Origin of the sequence: Streptomyces sp. NPDC046900 (genome assembly GCF_040644975.1) — a bacterium.
Lineage (GTDB): Bacteria > Actinomycetota > Actinomycetes > Streptomycetales > Streptomycetaceae > Streptomyces.
The window spans coordinates 37694-56794 of the sequence record NZ_JBEYXD010000012.1; the positions used below are offsets into that span (position 1 = coordinate 37694).

15 protein-coding genes are annotated in these 19101 nt (G+C 72.7%); 8 read left to right on the plus strand and 7 right to left on the minus strand.

The annotated features are described in order from the left end of the window. The first annotated feature begins 107 nt into the window (after positions 1-107). The 3 genes from groL to ABZ904_RS14720 all read left to right on the plus strand — a co-directional run bounded on the left by groL (position 108) and on the right by ABZ904_RS14720 (position 4714). A complete protein-coding gene (gene groL / locus ABZ904_RS14710) occupies positions 108-1730 on the plus strand; it encodes a chaperonin GroEL (protein ID WP_359399848.1) in 1623 nt (540 codons plus the stop codon). Between the two features lie 217 nt (positions 1731-1947). After that, positions 1948-3072: an NADH:flavin oxidoreductase gene (locus ABZ904_RS14715; RefSeq protein WP_360993243.1), complete on the plus strand. Its 1125-nt coding sequence runs from the start codon at positions 1948-1950 to the stop codon at positions 3070-3072. A 154-nt stretch (positions 3073-3226) separates the two neighbouring features. Continuing rightward, positions 3227-4714, plus strand: a complete 1488-nt coding sequence (locus tag ABZ904_RS14720) for an MFS transporter (protein WP_359399842.1) — start codon at positions 3227-3229, stop codon at positions 4712-4714. A gap of 118 nt (positions 4715-4832) precedes the next feature. On the opposite strand, the gene murQ is transcribed toward ABZ904_RS14720, so the two are convergent. After that, a complete protein-coding gene (murQ, locus tag ABZ904_RS14725; protein WP_359399839.1) occupies positions 4833-5768 on the minus strand; it encodes an N-acetylmuramic acid 6-phosphate etherase in 936 nt (311 codons plus the stop codon). Between the two features lie 121 nt (positions 5769-5889). Further along, positions 5890-6828, minus strand: coding sequence for a MurR/RpiR family transcriptional regulator (locus ABZ904_RS14730; RefSeq protein ID WP_359399836.1), 939 nt, complete (start codon positions 6826-6828; stop codon positions 5890-5892). Positions 6829-6884: 56 nt separating this feature from the next. Between ABZ904_RS14730 and ABZ904_RS14735 the strand changes: the two genes are divergently transcribed. Both ABZ904_RS14735 and ABZ904_RS14740 read left to right on the plus strand, forming a co-directional pair. Next, the gene (locus ABZ904_RS14735) at positions 6885-7268 is read left to right on the plus strand and encodes a hypothetical protein (protein WP_360993251.1); all 384 of its coding nucleotides are present in this window, start codon (positions 6885-6887) and stop codon (positions 7266-7268) included. Further along, the gene (locus ABZ904_RS14740) at positions 7265-7585 is read left to right on the plus strand and encodes a DUF4031 domain-containing protein (protein WP_359399830.1); all 321 of its coding nucleotides are present in this window, start codon (positions 7265-7267) and stop codon (positions 7583-7585) included. Before ABZ904_RS14735 ends, ABZ904_RS14740 begins: the two co-directional genes overlap by 4 nt. Here the strand turns inward: ABZ904_RS14740 and ABZ904_RS14745 are convergent. Together ABZ904_RS14745 and ABZ904_RS14750 are read right to left on the minus strand one after the other, a co-directional pair. Then, a complete protein-coding gene (locus tag ABZ904_RS14745) occupies positions 7533-8600 on the minus strand; it encodes a GNAT family N-acetyltransferase (protein ID WP_361823381.1) in 1068 nt (355 codons plus the stop codon). The genes ABZ904_RS14740 and ABZ904_RS14745 overlap by 53 nt on opposite strands. Positions 8601-8627: 27 nt before the next feature. Continuing rightward, complete coding sequence (locus ABZ904_RS14750) at positions 8628-9272, minus strand: hypothetical protein (protein ID WP_361823384.1); 645 nt, start codon at positions 9270-9272, stop codon at positions 8628-8630. A gap of 230 nt (positions 9273-9502) precedes the next feature. On the opposite strand from ABZ904_RS14750, the gene ABZ904_RS14755 reads away from it, so the two are divergent. Continuing rightward, positions 9503-10198 (plus strand): copper homeostasis protein CutC, encoded by a 696-nt coding sequence (locus tag ABZ904_RS14755; RefSeq protein WP_359399821.1) that lies wholly within the window; start codon positions 9503-9505, stop codon positions 10196-10198. 537 nt (positions 10199-10735) lie between these two features. Here ABZ904_RS14755 and ABZ904_RS14760 read toward each other — a convergent pair. Next, positions 10736-12700 (minus strand): UvrD-helicase domain-containing protein, encoded by a 1965-nt coding sequence (locus tag ABZ904_RS14760; protein WP_359399944.1) that lies wholly within the window; start codon positions 12698-12700, stop codon positions 10736-10738. Between the two features lie 457 nt (positions 12701-13157). On the opposite strand from ABZ904_RS14760, the gene ABZ904_RS14765 reads away from it, so the two are divergent. After that, a complete protein-coding gene (locus tag ABZ904_RS14765) occupies positions 13158-13346 on the plus strand; it encodes a hypothetical protein (protein ID WP_359399818.1) in 189 nt (62 codons plus the stop codon). Between the two features lie 133 nt (positions 13347-13479). On the opposite strand, the gene ABZ904_RS14770 is transcribed toward ABZ904_RS14765, so the two are convergent. Both ABZ904_RS14770 and ABZ904_RS14775 read right to left on the minus strand, forming a co-directional pair. Continuing rightward, complete coding sequence (locus ABZ904_RS14770) at positions 13480-15123, minus strand: DNA repair helicase XPB (protein ID WP_359399814.1); 1644 nt, start codon at positions 15121-15123, stop codon at positions 13480-13482. Between the two features lie 207 nt (positions 15124-15330). Next, positions 15331-17916: a helicase C-terminal domain-containing protein gene (locus tag ABZ904_RS14775; RefSeq protein WP_361823389.1), complete on the minus strand. Its 2586-nt coding sequence runs from the start codon at positions 17914-17916 to the stop codon at positions 15331-15333. Between the two features lie 194 nt (positions 17917-18110). Between ABZ904_RS14775 and ABZ904_RS14780 the strand changes: the two genes are divergently transcribed. Continuing rightward, positions 18111-19094, plus strand: coding sequence for a hypothetical protein (locus ABZ904_RS14780; RefSeq protein ID WP_361823392.1), 984 nt, complete (start codon positions 18111-18113; stop codon positions 19092-19094). Positions 19095-19101 lie beyond the last annotated feature (7 nt).

Below are 19101 nucleotides of genomic sequence, written 5' to 3' on the forward strand. Positions count from 1 at the left end.
TGAGGCCGCGGACCGGGTGGGGCAAGGAACCTCCGGCCGGGGCCGTCCGTCGCGGGCGCGGGCGCGGTCCGAAGTAATCACCCCCAGTCCTGGAGGGACCACTTCACATGGCCAAGATCATCGCGTTCGACGAGGAGGCGCGGCGTGGCCTCGAGCGCGGCATGAACCAGCTCGCGGACGCCGTCAAGGTGACCCTCGGCCCGAAGGGCCGCAACGTCGTCCTCGAGAAGAAGTGGGGCGCCCCCACGATCACCAACGACGGTGTCTCCATCGCCAAGGAGATCGAGCTCGAGGACCCGTACGAGAAGATCGGCGCCGAGCTGGTCAAGGAAGTCGCCAAGAAGACGGACGACGTCGCCGGTGACGGTACGACCACCGCGACCGTGCTCGCCCAGGCGCTGGTCCGCGAGGGCCTGCGCAACGTGGCCGCCGGTGCCAACCCGATGGCCCTGAAGCGCGGTATCGAGAAGGCCGTCGAGGCCGTCTCCGCCGCCCTGCTCGAGCAGGCGAAGGACGTCGAGACCAAGGAGCAGATCGCCTCCACGGCCTCCATCTCCGCCGCCGACACCCAGATCGGCGAGCTGATCGCCGAGGCCATGGACAAGGTCGGCAAGGAAGGCGTCATCACCGTCGAGGAGTCGCAGACCTTCGGTCTCGAGCTGGAGCTCACCGAGGGCATGCGCTTCGACAAGGGCTACATCTCGGCGTACTTCGCCACCGACATGGAGCGTATGGAGGCCGTCCTCGACGACCCGTACATCCTGATCGCCAACCAGAAGATCTCCTCGGTCAAGGACCTGCTCCCGCTGCTGGAGAAGGTCATGCAGTCGGGCAAGCCGCTGCTGATCATCGCCGAGGACGTCGAGGGCGAGGCCCTGTCGACCCTGGTCGTCAACAAGATCCGCGGCACCTTCAAGTCCGTCGCCGTCAAGGCCCCGGGCTTCGGTGACCGCCGCAAGGCCATGCTCGGCGACATCGCCATCCTCACGGGCGGCGAGGTCATCTCCGAGGAGGTCGGCCTCAAGCTGGAGAACGCGACCCTGGACCTCCTGGGCCGCGCCCGCAAGATCGTCGTCACCAAGGACGAGACCACCATCGTCGACGGCGCCGGCTCCTCGGAGCAGGTCAACGGCCGGGTGAACCAGATCCGCGCCGAGATCGAGAACAGCGACTCGGACTACGACCGCGAGAAGCTGCAGGAGCGCCTGGCGAAGCTGGCCGGCGGCGTGGCCGTCATCAAGGCCGGTGCCGCCACCGAGGTGGAGCTCAAGGAGCGCAAGCACCGCATCGAGGACGCCGTCCGCAACGCGAAGGCCGCCGTCGAGGAGGGCATCGTCGCCGGTGGTGGCGTGGCCCTGCTGCAGGCCTCCCAGGTCTTCGAGAAGCTGGAGCTCGAGGGCGACGAGGCCACGGGTGCCGCCGCGGTCAAGCTGGCGCTCGAGGCCCCGCTGAAGCAGATCGCCGTCAACGCCGGCCTCGAGGGCGGCGTCGTGGTGGAGAAGGTGCGCAACCTGACCCCGGGCCACGGCCTGAACGCCGCGACCGGCGAGTACGTCGACCTGGTCAAGGAAGGCATCATCGACCCGGCGAAGGTGACCCGTTCCGCCCTGCAGAACGCCGCCTCCATCGCCGCGCTGTTCCTCACCACCGAGGCCGTCATCGCCGACAAGCCGGAGAAGGCCGCCGCGCCCGCCGGTGGCGGCATGCCGGGCGGTGACATGGACTTCTGATCAACCCCGGTTGATCGACCGTCCTTCAGACCGAGGGCGGCACCCCCTTCAGACAGGGGGTGCCGCCCTCGGGCGTGCCCGGGATCACACGCGGGGCCGCCCGCGTGCCGGAATGCCATACCGACCGGACGGGTTGTCTTCTACGCACAGGTATCGATGCATGCGCACATACCAGCTGGTTTCCCCCAGTCCGATCCCTGCCGAGGAGCTCTCCCACGTGACTGCCCCCGCCTCCGCCTCCCGAGCGGCCCAGATCCTGTCCCGTCCCGTCACGCTGAACGGCCTGACCGTCCCGAACCGGATCGTCATGGCGCCCATGACCCGACAGTTCTCGCCGGGCGGCGTCCCCGGCGAGAACGTGGTCTCGTACTACGAGCGCCGCGCAGCCGCCGGCGTCGGTCTGATCGTCACCGAGGGCACCTATGTGGGCCACGACTCGGCCGGTCAGAGCGACCGCGTCCCACGCTTCCACGGCGAGGGGCAGCTGGCCGGCTGGGCCAAGGTGGCCGAAGCGGTGCACGCGGCCGGCGGGACGATCGTGCCGCAGCTGTGGCACATCGGCATGGTGCGCAGGCAGGGTCAGCCGCCGTTCGCGGACGCGCCCGCCGTCGGCCCCTCCGGACTGCGCCTCGACGGCACCGAGGGTGCCGGCGAGGCGATGACCCGGCAGGACCTGGACGATGTCATCGGCGCGTTCGCCGAGGGTGCCGCCGCCGCGGAGCGGATCGGCTTCGACGGCGTCGAGTTGCACGGCGCCCACGGCTATCTGCTCGACCAGTTCCTGTGGTCGGGCACCAACCGGCGCACCGACGCGTACGGCGGCGACCCGGTGGCCCGCACGAAGTTCGCCGCGGAGATCGTGGCCGCCGTGCGGGAGGCGGTCTCGCCGCACTTCCCGGTCCTCTTCCGCTACTCGCAGTGGAAGCAGGAGGCCTACGACGCCCGGCTCGCCGAGACCCCGGACGAGCTGGAGGCGATCCTGACCCCGCTGGCCGCGGCAGGTGTCGACGTCTTCCATGCCTCCACCCGCCGGTACTGGCTCCCGGAGTACGAGGGTTCCGACCTCAACCTCGCGGGCTGGACCAAGAAGCTGACCGGCAAGCAGGTGATCACCGTCGGCTCGGTGGGCCTGGACGGCGACTTCCTCAAGGGCTTCCAGGGCGAGGGCGCCCCTCTCAAGGGGATCGACGACCTCCTGGACCGCCTCGAGCGCGACGAGTTCGACATGGTGGCCGTCGGTCGCGCGCTGCTCCAGGACCCGCAGTGGGCCCGGAAGGTCCTCGAGGGCCGCTTCGACGAGCTGAAGCCCTACGACGCCGCAGCCCTGAAGACCCTGCACTGAGCGACCCGCGCCGCCCCGCGTCCCGAGCGGCGCGGGGTGGCCGCGCGTCCGGACGGAGAACGCCGAGGCCCCGTTTTTAGCTTGCTTAAGTCAATCAATCGGATTAAGGTTGCCTGAGTCAAGCACGCCTGCACTCCGACGGAGGCGCCCTCCCATGTCCGACGCACCCACCCGGCCCGCCGGAGCATCCCCAGCACCCGGGTCGAACCTCCTGGTCGTGGTGCTCGCCTTCGGCGGCATCGTGGTCTCGCTGATGCAGACCCTGGTGATTCCCATCGTCCCGGAGCTGCCCAAGCTCCTGAACGCCTCGTCGGCGGACACGGCCTGGGCCGTCACCGCGACCCTGCTCGCCGCCGCCGTCGCCACCCCGGTGATGGGCCGGCTGGGCGACATGTACGGCAAGCGCCGCATGCTGCTGGTCGGGCTGGCCATGCTGGTGCTGGGCTCGGTCACCGTGGCACTGAGCGACGGCCTGACGCCGGTGATCGTGGGACGCGCCCTCCAGGGACTGGCGTCCGGCGTCATCCCGCTCGGCATCAGCATCATGCGCGACGAACTGCCCGCCGAGCGGCTGGGATCGGCTACCGCGATGATGAGCGCCTCCCTCGGGGTCGGTGGCGCCCTCGGTCTGCCGACCGCCGCGGTGATCGCCGAGAACTTCGACTGGCACGTGCTGTTCTGGACCTCGGCGGTGCTCGGTGCGGTCGCGGCCGTGCTCGTCCTGGTCTTCGTACCGGAGTCGGCGGTGCGCAGCGGCGGCCGCTTCGACGTGCTGGGCGCCCTCGGCATGGCGGCCGGTCTGGTCTGCCTTCTGCTGGCGGTCTCCAAGGGCGCCGACTGGGGCTGGAGCGGCGGCACCACGCTCGGCCTGTTCGCAGCGGCCGTCGTGATCCTGGTGGTGTGGGGCTTCTTCGAACTGCGCATCGAGCAGCCGCTGGTTGACCTGCGCACCACGGCCCGCCGTCAGGTGCTGGTCACCAACCTGGCCTCGGTGGCGCTCGGCTTCGGCATGTTCGCCATGTCCCTCGTCATCCCCCAGCTTCTGCAGCTGCCCGCGGCCACCGGCTACGGCCTCGGCAAGTCCCTGCTGACGGCCGGCCTGGTCATGGCACCCTCCGGCCTGGTGATGATGGCCACGGCCCCGGTCTCCGCCGCCGTCTCACGCGCCAAGGGACCCAAGGTCACCCTGATGATCGGCTCGCTGATCGTGGCCGCCGGCTACGGAATCAACATCCTGCTGATGGACCAGGTCTGGCACTTCGTGCTGGTCTCCTGTGTCATCGGCGCCGGTGTCGGCTTCACCTACGGTGCGATGCCCGCCCTCATCATGGGCGCCGTGCCCGCGTCCGAGACCGGGGCGGCCAACAGCCTCAACACTCTGATGCGGTCCATCGGTACGTCCACCGCGAGCGCCGTGGCCGGCGTCATCCTCGCCCACATGACCACCACTCTCGGGCCCGTCACCCTGCCCGCGGAGAGCGGCTTCAAGACCGTCCTGGCCATCGGCGCCGGTGCCGCACTGCTCGCCTTCGCCGTGGCGTCCTTCATCCCGCGCCGCGGCCCGGCCGACGAGCGGTCCTCGTCCGCCACGGGAGCAGGCGCGCAGGAACCGGCAGGTGAGGTCTCCGGCGCCACGTCGTGACGCTGCTTCGGCAGGAATGCGCAGGCCGGCGGCGCATGAGGTACCGGGTACCTCATGCGCCGCAGAGCCGGGCGGGGGCCCTCACCGCTCTCCGGCTGGAGAAGGCTGCGGACCGGGGTCAGCTCCCCGCCTTGTCCAGCGCCAGGCGCAGCCGCCCCCCGCTCTCCGCGAGCAGCCGGGCCGCCGACGGTCCGTCCACATCGCCCAGGATGGTCAGGATCGCGTTCTTGACCTCGCCGCCGGTGGCGGCCAGGGCGTGTTCGATCTCCTCGTCCGCCGCGCCGGTGGCCAGGGCCACGATGCGGCGGGAGCGGGCCCGCAGCTTGTCGTTGGAGGCACGGACGTCGACCATCAGGTTCCCGTACGTCTTGCCCAGCCGGATCATCGTGATCGTCGAGAGCATGTTGAGGACCAGCTTCTGCGCGGTGCCCGCCTTCAGACGCGTCGAGCCGGTCACCAGCTCGGGTCCGACGACGATCTCGATGCCGTGGTCGGCGGCGGCCGCGAGCGGGCTGTCCGCGTTGCAGGACAGGCCGACCGTGAGTGCGCCGTGCGCCCGGGCGTGTTCCACCGCCGCGACGGCGTACGGCGTACGGCCCGAGGCGGAGACGCCGACCAGCGTGTCACGGTCCGTCAGCCCCAGCGCATCGAGATCTTCGGCCGCGAGTTCCCGGGAGTCCTCCGCCCCTTCGACCGAGGTGACCATCGCGCCGGGGCCGCCCGCGATCAGGCCCACCACCTGCGAGGGGTCCGTGTTGAAGGTCGGTGGGCACTCGGAGGCGTCCAGGATGCCGAGCCGTCCCGCGGTGCCCGCGCCCGCGTAGACGAGGCGGCCACCGCGGGCCATCCGCTCGGCGATGTCGTCGATCGCGGCGGCGATCTGCGGGAGCCGGGCGGCCACCGCGGCCGGCACGGTCGCGTCCTCGCCGTTCATGATCTTCGCGATCTCCAGCGTCGGGAGCTGGTCGATCTCGGCCAGTTCGGGCCGGAACGCCTCGGTGGTCAGCGTCTCCAGCTCGGCTCGGAGATCGCGGGGGCGGGACGAGGGGGTCATGACGGACCGCTCTTTCCGGTGCGTGTGGTGTCGCGCCCTCGCTGGCGCGCCGGGAACTGCGTGACCGGCCATGGGACCCGCGGCCGTACTGCCTCGTTCGGTCCCGGCCTCCCGCGGAGCGTCACCGCTTCGTTCCGCCGCGTGGGCGGTGACGGTGCGCCAGGGCCTCGTACGAGGCGGACAGGGCGGGCGCCGCGGTCTCGTACGTCCGTTGCGCCACGCCGACGAACAGGCAGTCCACGACCAGGAGTTGGCTGGTACGCGAGGACATCGCGGCCGGCCTGAGCTCGCTCTCGCGCGCCGTGGACGTGGTGAGGATGTGATCGGCGTACTGCGTCACGGGCCCGTCCGGACGGCCGGTGATCGCCACGGTCGTCGCGCCGTGCTCGAAGGCCACGCGCAGCGGCTCGATCACGTCGCCGGTGGAGCCGGAGTGGGTGATCGCGATCGCCACGTCCTTCGCGCGCAGCTGCACGGCGTTGGTGACCGCGAGATGGGGGTCGTTGGGCGCATGCGCTATGAGCCCTATGCGCAGCAGTTTCTGGACGAGGTCCTGGGCGACGAGCCCGGACGCCCCGATGCCGTACACGTCGATGCGGCGAGCGGTGGCGAGCGCCGCGACCGCGGCTCCGAGCTGCACGGTGTCGATTCCGGCCGCCGTGTCCGCGAGGGTCTGCTGCTCGTCGTAGGCGAGCTTGGCGACGACGTCCCCGATGGAGTCGTCGACGGCGATGTCGGCGGTGACGGCCGGGGCGCGGCCCGACTGCTGATGGGCGGCGAGTCCGGCGAGGGCGAGCCGCAGGTCGCGGTAGCCGGGATAGCCGAGGAGTCGGGCCGTGCGGACGACGGTTGCCTCGCTGGTCCCGGTCAGTTCGGCGAGCCCGGTCACCGTGAGGGCCGCGCAGCCGGCCGGGTCACCGGCGACCGCCTCGGCGACGCGCTGCATGGACCGGGTCATCGAGGGTGCGAGGGTCCGCACCTTTGCGGAGAGCGCGGCGGGGGCGGGCGGCGCCTCCGGGCCCACGGACCCCGGGAAAATTCCCTTCACATCCTGGGACACGAAGTGAAAGATATTTTCCGTTCGGACGTCGGGTCAAGAGTGCGCACAATAGGTGCATGGACCCCATCAGCCCCCTGGAGCAGGCCTTGCACGCTGCTCGCGCCCTCGTGCTGGCCGATCTGGTCGCGGGCGAGGTCGCCGAGGCGGACGTCGTCTCGATCGTCGAGGACTCCGTCGCACAGCGTCGATGGTGGGTCGAACAGTGGCCGGACGGTGCGGAGTACGTGGCGGGACTGGTCGCTCAGGACGTCCAGGACGCACTGCTGGAGCGGTACGGGCGCTGGCCTCTGTGCCCCGTCTGCGGCACCGGCGACCCGCACGCTCTCGACGTCGAGCCGGAACTCGGCCCCGATCCGCACTGGGTGTGCTCCCAGGCGGGCGTGAAGGTCGCGGCGGTCGGCTCTCTCGCGCAGGCGACGGGCGGGATGCCGTCCTCGTGACGATCTATGTCGACCCTCCCACCTGGCCGGGCCACGGCCGTATGTGGTCGCACCTGATCAGCGACGTCTCGTTCGAGGAACTGCACGCGTTCGCCGAGAAGCTGGACCTACCGCGCCGCGCCTTCGAACGCGACCACTACGACCTCCCGTCCGACCGGTACGCGGACGTGGTGCGGGCCGGGGCGGTGGAGGTCAGAAGCCGCGACGTGGTGCGGCTCCTGCACGCGTCCGGGCTGCGCAGGCGCAAGGGCCGCGTTCCCGGGCTCAGCCGTCCAGTGCGAACGCGTAGCTCTGCTCGTCCTCACTCACACGGGTGAACCCGGCCCGTGTGACCACGCCCTGCGAGGGGATGTTGGCCCGGTCGACGGTCGCGAGGAGGGTCCGCACGCCGCGCCCGGCCAGCGCCCAGGCCGCGAGGGCGCGCAGCGCCTCGGTGGCGTAGCCGTTCCCCCGGGCGCCCTCGACCAGGTCGTAGCCGACCTCCACGCGGCCCTCCTCGTCCGGGTGACCGTGGAAGCCCATGCTCCCGACGGCCCGGCCGTCCTCGGTCCGCACGAGCACGAACACCCCCCACTCCGGCCGGTGCACCCCCGCCGCGTACGCCTTCAGGAGCATGCCGGCCGCGTCGCGCGTGCCCTCGAAGGGGCCGCCGTCGAGCCACTCGAAGCCGCCCGTCCCGCCCAGACGCAGATCGGTGGCGGCCGCCGGAGTGACGCCCTGAAGAGTGATTCGTGCGGTGGGGATCACCGGGTTGTTGCTCCAGCGCCACTCGGTCACGGGGGCGCGTCCCGGCAGGTCGCCGCGGCCTGTGGCCCACAGGAGGGTGCGCCAGTGGTCGGGGTCGGGTCTCACGTGCGGGAAGAGCCGGGTCAGTACGTCCTCGCAGAGTTCGGCCGGCGGTTCGTACGCGAGTCCGAGGCCCTGCGCCATGTCGTGCGTGTGCAGCAGGACCTCGGCGACGCCCATCGCGGCGAACCCCTCCCGGTCCGCACTGCGGAAGGGGTAGGGGTGGAAGGCCCGCACCTGGCGGGGCGTGGTGGAGACGACGGCGGCGAGCAGCACTCCCGCGGTCGCGATCACCTGCAGTGCGCCCTCGTTGCCGGCGTCGTCCTCGAGCACGATGTCGAAGGGCACGTACGCGTCCTGCGCACGCCCCGCCAACTGCCCGGCGTACGCGAAGAGGTCACCCGCGATGTGCTCGGCGGTGCGGCGGCAGTCCCACTCGAGCCGCCCCGCCCTGACCTTGCTCCAGTCCCGGTCCACGCCGGCCCGCAACGCGGCCACGGCCCCCTCGACGGCTTCCGTCACCCGTTCCCCACCCATGCTCCGCATGCCGAGCAGGGTAGGCGGCGCCGGTTCTCAGAGCGACAGCATTTCCAGCTCGGACCCGATGTTGTACCGGGCTGTCGCCTCCCAGCGCTCCTGCCCGTACGGGGTCCTGAACAGCTGGGGCAGTTCCAGAAGTTGGCGGAGGACGGTGGCACGGCCCGCGCGGAAGGCGTCGTTCGGCACGAAGCCGTACTCCTCGCGGACGGCGGCCGTGTACGTGGCGTACGCGGACGGGGGCGAGGCGAGGATCGCCAGGTCGGCGTCGCACAGCACCTGGCCGTTGCGGTCGTCGTCGGCGGGGTCGTGGGTGACCGTGAGGCGCACCAGCCGGGCGACCTCGGCCGTCGTGGTCCGCGCCATCCCCGCCTCGGGGAGCGCGCGCTCGGCGAGGCGCGCGGAGCGCTCCTCGTTCTCCGAGCGGTCCGGCTGGTAGACCGCGTCGTGGAACCAGGCGGCCAGCCGCACGGCCTCCGGGTCGTCGGCGAACTCCGCCAGAACGTCGACGCGGTCCAGCACCGCCGCCAGATGCTCGACCGTGTGGTACCGGCGCTGCGGCTCCGACCAGCGGTGCAGCAGGTTGTCGGCGAAGGGCGCGGGGTCGGGCTCCGGGGCGCCCTTCCGCGCCGCGAGCAGAGTGCGCAGCCAACGGGAACGCAACGCGTCGAGATCGGTCATGCGGGCATTCTTCCGTGTTCCGAGGGCGGACCGCTGTGCCCGGCCGGCACGAACGGTGAGCGTCCGACGGCCCACCGGCCGGCCTGCGAGGACCAGCCGACTTCCGCGACCGTCCGCGCCCCGGGGACCGCCGGGCTACGTGATCTTCTCGCCCCCAACACCGCGCCGTCGTACCCTTGAATTGGACTAGACCTATAGTTGCTCCAGGGAACACCGATGGAAGGGGTCCTATGAGCACGCGTGCAGTCCTGGAGGTGATCGCCCTCGGTGTCGAGGACGCGGTCGCCGCCCAGGCCGGAGGCGCGGACCGCCTCGAGCTGGTCACCGACATCGCCGCCGACGGGCTCACCCCGCCCGCCGAGACCTTCGCGGGGATCCGCGCCGCCGTCGGTATCTCGCTGCGCGTGATGCTCCGGCTGCGGGACGGCTTCGCGGCCGGTGACGTCGAGGACCTCGTCCGGACCGCGCGCGAGCTGCGCGCTGCCGGTGCCGACGAGTTCGTGTTCGGTTTCCTGGGCGAGGACGGCAGCCCGGACCTCGATGCGGTGGAGCGGCTGGTCGCGGTGCTGGGGGGCTGCCGCTGGACCTTCCACCGCGCGATCGACCGGGCCGCCGACCGGGACGCCCTGCGCAAGCAGCTCGCCGATCAGCCGGGCCTGGACACCTATCTCACGGCGGGTTCGCCGGACGGCGTGGACGACGGGTTGCCCACACTCGTCACCGAGGCCGCGCGGCGCGGCGAGCCCGGCTACAACCAGCGGCTCCTCGTCGGCGGAGGCCTGCGTCTGGAGCACGTGCCCCGGCTGCGCGCCGCCGGGGTCGACGCCTTCCACATCGGCGGGGCGGCCCGCACCGACGGCTGGGACTCGCCGGTCTCCGTGGAGGCGGTCCGCGAGTGGCGTACGGCGGTCGACACCTGCCGGTGAGCCCCCTGGGCCCGCTGCCCGCGTGCCCCTGGCGCGGCAGCGGATACCACGGTCGGCGCGCGGACGCCGAACGATGTCCGGTCGCCGGGGCCCGGCTTCGCCGTCGGCCTGTGAGGGATTGGGGACCGGCCCGCGTGCCTTGGCAGCAGCGTCCACAGTCGGGCTCAGGGGCCGAGCGACCTCCCTGTCGCCGGGATGCGGCCCTTGGTGTTCGGTGTCGGAGGCCGGCTCTCCTGGTCGCCGGGTCGTGAGGGACCCGGGACCGGCGCGCGTGCCACCGGTCACGGTCGGGTGCAGGGGGCGGCGGTCTCCGGCTGCCAGGACAGCACACATAGACGCACGGTGCGGGAGGCCGCCCCCCTCGCCGTCCATCGGCCCCGCGCCCCCTTGAACGAACCAGGGTCCGCCGTACAACGCGATCACCGGAAGGCGACGGTGTTGCAGCGGGCCGACGCGGGTGTGTGTCCGGATCACGGCGGCGGGCGCCGGGTGGTGGGGCGGGCGCGGTGGCCGTCGCCGTCCTGTCGAGCAGCCCGTTCAGGCGAGCTGCGGCGGTAGGGGGGCCGCATGGGTGACGATCAGGCCCGAGACCGCTCGGGTGAGGGTCACGTACAGCCGGCGCAGCCCCGTTCGCTCGTCCGGTTCGCCGTCGACGACCGCCTGCGGTTCGTCGAGGACCACGTAGTCGTACTCCAGGCCCTTGGCGAGCGAGGCCGGGACCAGGGTCAGCCGGGTCTCCCGGGTCGTCTCCTCGCCCGGGCCGAGGTGGCCGATGCCCGCCGCGGCGAGCGCCTCGGCGAGCGACGGAACCCTGGCGTCGGCCGCGATCAGGCCGATCGAGCCCTCGTTGCGCAGTAACTCGGCGCAGGCGGAGACCACTTCGCCGGCCTCGCTGATCGGGCGGACCTGGAAGAAGCCCGGGTTCTCACGCACCGACGCCACCGGCGTCAGGCCCGGCGCGATGTGCGGCAGCAGCCGGGAGGCGTACGTGATCACGTCCGTCGGCACGCGGAAACCGGCCGTCAGCTCCTCGACCATCGCCTCCTGCTTCCCGAGGTGGGTGAGCGCCTCCTGCCAACTCCGCGTGGCCCAGGGGGTGGTGCCCTGGGCGAGGTCGCCGAGCACGGTCGCCGAACCGGTCGTGCAGCGGCGCCCGACCGCCCGGTACTGCATCGGGGAGAGGTCCTGCGCCTCGTCGAGCACGACGTGCCCGAGCGAGTGGGTGCGCTGGACGAGGTCGGTGGCCTCGTCGATCAGCACGGCGTCCGCGGGCGACCACTTGGCGGACTTCACCGAGCGCACCGGCTTCGCCCAGAGGATCGTCTTCCGCTCGTCCTCGTCGAGGATCCCGTCCGCGTGCACGGCGAGGAAGTCGGCGTCGGTGAGCAGCCGCAGGACCAGCTTCGCCGGGTCGACCGCCGGCCAGATCTCCTTGACCGCCGCCTTCACCGCGGCGCTGCGGGCCACGGCGTCCTGCACACGGTCGTCGGGTGCCTCTCCCGCCCGCTCCATCTGGACCAGTACGGCATGCGCGATCCGCTGCGGCAGGGCCTCGCGGGCGGCGCCGTAGCGGATGTCGCGGTCGAGCAACTCCCGCACGATCTCCTCGAGTTCGTACGCCGGCACACGCCAGCGGCGGGAGCCGCGCACCACCACGACGGGCTCGGTGGGCGTCGTCACGTGTGAGCGGACGGCGCGGCGGAGCACCTCGGCCAGGCGCGCGTCGCCCTTGACGACGGCGGCGGCCGCGGTGTCCGTGCCGCGGACCTCGACATGCGCGACCAGGTCGTCGACCGTCGCCTGCCGCACCTCGAGCTCGCCGAGCGCGGGCAGCACCTGCTCGATGTAGTGCAGGAAGGACTTGTTCGGCCCGATGACGAGGGTGCCGGTGCGGGCGAGCCGCTCGCGGTGCGCGTACAGAAGGTAGGCGACCCGGTGCAGACCGACGGCCGTCTTTCCGGTGCCGGGACCACCCTGCACGCAGACGCTTCCCGACAGTCCGGACCGCACGATCTCGTCCTGCTCGGGCTGGATGGTGGCCACGATGTCGCGCATCGGGCCGACGCGCGGGCGCTCGATCTCCTGCTGGAGCAGCTTGCTGACGGCGGTGGCCTCGCCGGGGTCGGAGAGGTGCTCGTCCTCGTACGCGGTGAGGTCGCCCCCGGTGTAGCCGAAGCGGCGGCGCAGCCCGATGTCCATCGGGTCCTTCTTCGAGGCCCGGTAGAACGGCTGGGAGACGGGCGCGCGCCAGTCGATGACCATCGGGTCGCCGTCGCCGTCGTGCACATGACGCCGGCCGATGTAGAAGCGCTCGCCGTCCGCTCCCTCCGCCTGATCGGCGCCCGGCGCGTGCAGGTAGTCGAGGCGGCCGAAGAACAGCGGGGTGTGGCTGAGATCGGCGAGGGCCTTGATGCGCTCGTCGATCTGCCGGGCGAGCACCTCGGCGTTGACCCAGTTCGCGGTGACGTCTCTGATGTCGAGGTTCTCGACGTCCTCGCGCATCGCGCGCAGCGCGGCCCGCGAGGCGGCGAGATGCGAGCGCTCACGGGAGAGGGGATCGGTCGCGGACGGGGCGGACAGGGGTGAGACGGGCTCGGGAGCAGACGGGGCGGACGGGGTGGACACGGAAAGGTGCCTCCGGGGCGGGCGGCGGGCCGGGCGGGGCGCGCGGGCGCACCGGCCGGGCGGCGCGGTGACGGGTGGCGGTGGTGCCGTCCGGTTTCCGTCCGGACGACGGCTCTCCGTGAAGGGAGGCAGGCAAGAGAGGAGATTCTAGGTGACGGGTGAATGGGTCGGCCAACGGTTTTTCCGGCGCCTCGGGGTCGCGTGTCCGCCCGCCCTAGGGGACGGCATCCCTCCGGAGGAGTGCACGGGCCCCGACCGGAGGGGGACGGGGAAGCCGTGCAGGTTACGTCCTTGGTCCGACGCCATTCGGGCCAGGCGGTTCCACCATGGAGACATGAGTGCAGGTACCTTCACCCCGGCCCGGCACGGGCCGCCGTCCGGCGCGACCGCCGTCGACGGCAACCGTCACCGCCATCGCCTCGGCGACGCCGTGCGCGCCGTCAAGGTGTTCCTCGGCGCCGCGATCGACGTGGTTCTCCTCGGCGAGTACGGCGAAGAGGCGGGCGTCCGCAGCAGCCGGTGACGGCGTCCGCGCGGCGCCCGAACGCACGGGCGGCACCGCCCGGAGTACGAGGTTCCGCTCCATGTCTGACGGAACGTGACCACTCGTACACCGTCTGTGGCTTCTTCTCCGGCTTCGCTCCGCGCTCTCGATCTCAGTTCTCGGCGAGCAGTTCGTCGGCGTCCACGATCCGGTACGCGTAGCCCTGTTCCGCCAGGAAGCGCTGGCGGTGGGCGGCGAAGTCCTGGTCGAGGGTGTCGCGGGCGACGACCGAGTAGAAATGCGCCTGATGGCCGTCGGCCTTGGGGCGCAGCACCCGTCCCAGCCGCTGCGCCTCCTCCTGCCGTGACCCGAACGTCCCCGACACCTGGATGGCGACGGTCGCCTCCGGCAGGTCGATGGAGAAGTTCGCGACCTTGGAGACGACGAGCACGCTGATCTCGCCCTCGCGGAAGGCACCGAAGAGCTTCTCGCGCTGTGCGTTGCTGGTCTCGCCCTTGATCACGGGCGCGCCCAGGTGCTCACCCAGCTCGTCCAGCTGGTCGATGTACTGCCCGATGACGAGGATCTGCTGCCCCGCGAAGCGCCGCACCAGGGCCTCCGTCACCTTCCGCTTGGTGTCGGTCGTGGCGCAGAACCGGTACTTCTCCTCGGTCTCCGCGGTGGCGTACGCGAGTCGCTCGGAGTCGGTGAGGTTGACCCGCACCTCCACGCAGTCGGCGGGCGCGATGTACCCCTGTGCCTCGATCTCCTTCCAGGGAGCGTCGAACCGCTTGGGGCCGATGAGGGAGAACACGTCCGACTCACGGCCGTCCTCCCGCACCAGGGTCGCCGTGAGCCCGAGCCGCCGCCGCGCCTGGAGGTCCGCGGTGAACTTGAAGACGGGCGCGGGCAGCAGGTGCACCTCGTCGTAGACGATGAGTCCCCAGTCCCGGGAGTCGAACAGCTCCAGGTGGGGGTAGACACCCTTCCGTTTGGTGGTGAGCACCTGGTAGGTCGCGATGGTGACCGGCCGGATCTCCTTGCGCGTACCGGAGTACTCGCCGATCTCGTCCTCGGTGAGCGAGGTCCGCTTCACCAGCTCGTGCTTCCACTGCCGTGCGGAGACGGTGTTGGTGACGAGGATGAGGGTGGTGGCCTTGGCCTGTGCCATGGAACCGGCGCCCACCAGCGTCTTGCCGGCGCCGCAGGGCAGGACCACGACGCCGCTGCCGCCGTGCCAGAAGTTCTCCACGGCCTGCTTCTGGTAGGGCCGCAGGGCCCAGCCGTCCTCGCGCAGTTCGATGGGGTGCGCCTCGCCGTCCACGTAACCGGCGAGGTCCTCGGCGGGCCAGCCCAGCTTGAGCAGCGTCTGCTTGATCTGCCCGCGCTCGGAGGGATGGACGGCGACCGAGTCCTGGTCGATCCGGGTCCCGACCAGCGGGGCGATCCGCTTCGAGCGCAGCACCTCCTCCAGGACGGGCCGGTCGGTGGTCGTCAGGACCAGCCCGTGCGCGGGGTGCTTGGTGAGGGTCAGCCGTCCGTACCGGTCCATGGTCTCGGCGATGTCGACCAGTAGCGCGTGCGGCACCGGATAGCGGCTGTACTGCACGAGCGCGTCCACGACCTGCTCGGCGTCGTGCCCGGCGGCCCGCGCGTTCCACAGTCCGAGCGGGGTCACCCGATAGGTGTGGATGTGCTCGGGTGCCCTCTCCAGTTCGGCGAACGGCGCGATGGCCCGACGGCAGTCGTCTGCCTGCTCGTGATCGACTTCGAGAAGCAGGGTCTTGTCGGACTGGACGATGAGAGGACCATTCACGCGCGGCACCCTTTCCCTGTGGCCAAACGTCCAGTGTGCCTCATCCGGGGGTGATCACGGCAGGGCATGGCGCATGGCCCACAGCCCCCATGTGCGGCTCCCGCCCGCCGATACGGGTCATGACCGACCGGAGCGGCGCGGTGCCCGGCGGGACGAGAAGCTCGCGGTCGCGGCCCGCCGACCGGGCCCGCCGACCGGGCCCGCCGGTCAGCCCTCGTCCGCCAGCTCCGCCACTCCCGTGATGCGGTGCAAGGGGTACGTCCGGACCTCGTCGGCCGTGTGGTCGTACGCCGTGACGAAGCCGCCCTCCACGCGGATGGGGCCGATGACCCGCTGGCTGGCGGTCCCCTCGGCGTTGACGTAGCCGATCCAGAGGGACTCGCCGGTGAGGACGGCGGCCTGCACGGTGGCCAGCGTCTCCGCGGAGGTGGTGCGGGGCAGGTCCCCGCTCGCGGTGGGGGCTCCCGTGGTCTTGCGCGGTGTCGTGGAGGCCAGGTCGCCGGCGCGGATGGCCCGCAGAGCCGCCGTGAGCAGGGTGGCGTCGGGCGGCGGGGGACCCTCCGGGACCGGCTCGGGCGCGGTGCGCGGTGGGGTGCGGTGGGCGTGGGCGCGGGTGATCAGGACGTCGCCCTCCGCCGACTCGGCGGCCGGCGCGAGGCCCAGCGCGCGCAGGCCTTCGAGGAGTGCCGCGGGGTCGGTCTGGGCGGCCAGGACCGTCGGGGCCAGCCGGCGCAGGCGCAGGGCGGCCGAGCGCTTGTCGGCGAGGATCTCGTTCAGCAGGGCGTCGTCGTCGCAGCGCACATACGCCGAGGCGGCGCCCACGCGCAGGTGCCCGTGTTTGCGGGCCACGTCGTCGATCAGGTACGCGAGCGGCTGCGGAACCGGGGTGCGGGAGTGCGCGGCGAGGAACGCGTGCAGGTCGGACGCGGTCCGTCCGGCGTCCAGGGCGCGGCGCACGGAGGCGGGCGTGAACCGGTACACCGTCGCGCCGCCCTTGGACTCGACGTCGGCGAGCACATCGAGCATGTCGGCCAGCGGCCGCTCCAGCGGCCCGGGTGCCACCGCCGTCAGATCCGCCTGGAGCAGGACGTGGTCCAGGGGTTCGGGCAGCAGGGGGGCGAGCAGACGCGCGGCGCGGGAGGCCGCCGCGCCCTGTTCGGCGGCGCTGAGGGGGACATGGGGGGTGGGGCGGTGGTGCTGCCGGTGGACGGGGAGCTTGTCGCCCGGGCCGGCCGCCTCGGCGGGCGGTGCGTGGTCCGCGGGCGCGGGCGCACCGATCAGGGCACGGCCTTGCGCGGACAGGGCCCCGCGGCCGGTGACGCCCAGCAGCTCCGCCTCCGACAGGGTCCACTGGGCGAGGCGGGTGCGCAGATCGTCGGCCGTGGGCCGGTCGGCGCGCGGGGGGCGTTCCCAGCGCAGGCGGGCCAGGACCGATTCCGGGGCGGCGGAGGCACCCTCGGGGAGCCCGGCGAGCAGGGTGAGGACCCGGTGGCGGACCTCGGGCGCGGCCGAGCGGTCGAGGCCGGGACCGAGCGCGGAGAGCGTACGGTCCTTGGCGTCGCGACCGCCGACGAGCCCGGGGGTGCGGGTCGCGTCCAGCCAGGCGGTGACGAGCCGGGTCCAGCGTTCGGCGGCGGGCAGCTCCCGCCACTCGTCGTACGCCGGGGTCGCCGCGTACCGCTCGTCGGCCTCGCCGTCCGACGCCAGCAGGCCCGCCGTGTAGGCCAGTTCGACCCAGAAGGCGGCCACGGGCTCGGACACGTCGAGTGCCACGGCCGTCCGCTTGAGGTCCCGCACGCTCAGCCCGCCCGCGCGCAGTACCGAAGGGCCGCCCTCGTCCCAGTCCTTCAGCAGTTCCTCGACGGTCGCGAGCGCGGTGTAGGCCTGGCCCGCCGCCGTCGCGTCCACGATCTGCGGGCGGTGCGTGGCGGCGGCCTCCACGGCGGGTGGCAGCGGCTCGGTGTGCCGGTGGGCGCGGCCCGAACGCAGATGCAGGGCCACCTCGCGGGGCAGGACGACGGTGCCGGGAGCGGTGGGCAGCAGCAGACCCCGGTCCAGCAGCCAGCGCAGCCGCGCCGCGGGATCGGGGGTGACCTGGCCGTAAGGGGGTCCCCACACCAGCCGGGACAGCACCTCGAGGGACTCGGCGGGGGCTGTCTCGAGGAGCGCGGCCATGCGCGCGCGGTCCGTGAACAGGGCGGTGAGGGAGGCCACGGCGGAGACGGCGTCGTGGGTGGTCGGCAGCCCGGCGGTGGTCAGGAGTTCCTGGATACGGCCCGGGGACATGCCGGCCGTCGTCTCGGCGGCGGTGGGGCCGAGGCCGGTGGGGGAGGGGTGCTGCGGGGACGGGGCGAGCAGTTCCCGGGCCGTGCGCACGAGCCGGAGCCGCTCGTCGGCGCCCCACACCAGGGCCTGCTCGCGCAGCGTGGCGAGCGCGCGCGGGAAGGCCTCGGCGACCGCGGGGTCGCCCTCCGCGCCGCCGTCACCGGCCATCAGGCCCAGCAGTTCGGCGTACGTGGCCGGGTCCCCGGCGACGGCCAGGGCCTCCGCGGTCTGCTGGGCGAACCGGTCCAGACGCTCCAGCGCCCGCACCACGCTCGCCCGGGTGGCGGCCCGCGTGGCGAGCTGGGTGAGGTCGGTGGGGACGGGGGTGATGAGGTCCGGGCGGGCGCGAAGGAGAGCGGACAGGGAGGCGTCGTCCCGCGCGCGCAGCGACTCGGCCAGCGAACGCGGGGCGGCGGCGCCGCTTCCCGTGGCCGACGAGTCCTTGCGTGAGCGCTCCTCGGGGGTCATCCGGTCCACGGTAGCGGGTCATGTCACGGTGGTGCCGAGGACGGCACGGTTCAGCCCGGTCGTGCGCCACGGGCCCGTCCGGCGATCGAGGACGCGGGCGGCGCCCGGGCCCGTCGGGCCCGGGGCGGAGCGCCCGGAGAGGGCATGCGCGGGATACGGTACGGGGTGAAATCGGCCCACCCCGGAGGGGTTTCGTGGGGATCGAGAGCGACCAACTGGTCTTCGACTATCTGAGCCGGGTCGGCGACGTGGCCCAGCAGCGCCAGCTGCCGTCGGCCGCGCGGATGCGGCTCGTGTCCGACCTGCGCAACGAGATCGACCGTCGGCGCGCGAAGTCCCCGGTCGACAGCCCGGCCGCGGTCCGCCGCATCCTCGCCCGCCTCGGCACACCGGACGAGGTCGTCGCCGCCGCGTCCGACGACTCCGCACCCGGCGGCTCGGTGAGCCGTCCCGCCGCCGTCCCCCTTCAGCGCGCCGACGACTCCGGGGACCGGCCCAAGGGGCTGCGGCGCGTCGTGCCCCGGCCACGGTCCGCAGATCCCGCAGGCACCTTCCGCAACACGCCGTCCCCGCCCCATCTCGCCGGTGCGGACGAACTGGGCGACAGCGCCGCCGTGCCGGACTGGTGGCGGGTCGACGGCCCGCGCGGCGGCGGGTTCGACCTCGGTGACGCCGTGCCCGGGTTCGTCGGCGGCGTGGAGATCCCCGAACTGCTGAAACCGCCGCCGGCCGACCCGCCGAAGCCGCAGGGCGGCCAAGCCGAGGACCCGGAGCCGGCCATGGAGGCCGCCCCCGCGGCCGAGGACACCGCGGCGCCGCGCCGTCGGCTGCTCCGGCTCACCGGCCGGCGCAACCCGCTGCTTCTCCTGGCCGCCGGGCTGCTCGTCGCGGGCGCGGTGCTCGGCAGTTGGATCGCCCTCGGTCTCGGCTGGCTCATCGCAGGGGCGTCCCGCCGGCTGACGCGGGCCGAGTCCAAGTGGGCGGTCGTGGGCATGCCGAGCCTGGCCGCGGCCGCCGGCATCGTCTGGATCTGGGGCCGCACCGACGGCCGCTGGGGCGACCCGATCGCCCAGGGCCATATGAACGACGCGGTGGTGCAGACCTGGCCGTGGGTGGTCCGGGGCGCCGCCGTCGCCTCCGCCCTGTACCTGGCCTGGCGGTCACAGCGGGTCAGATGAGGCGGCG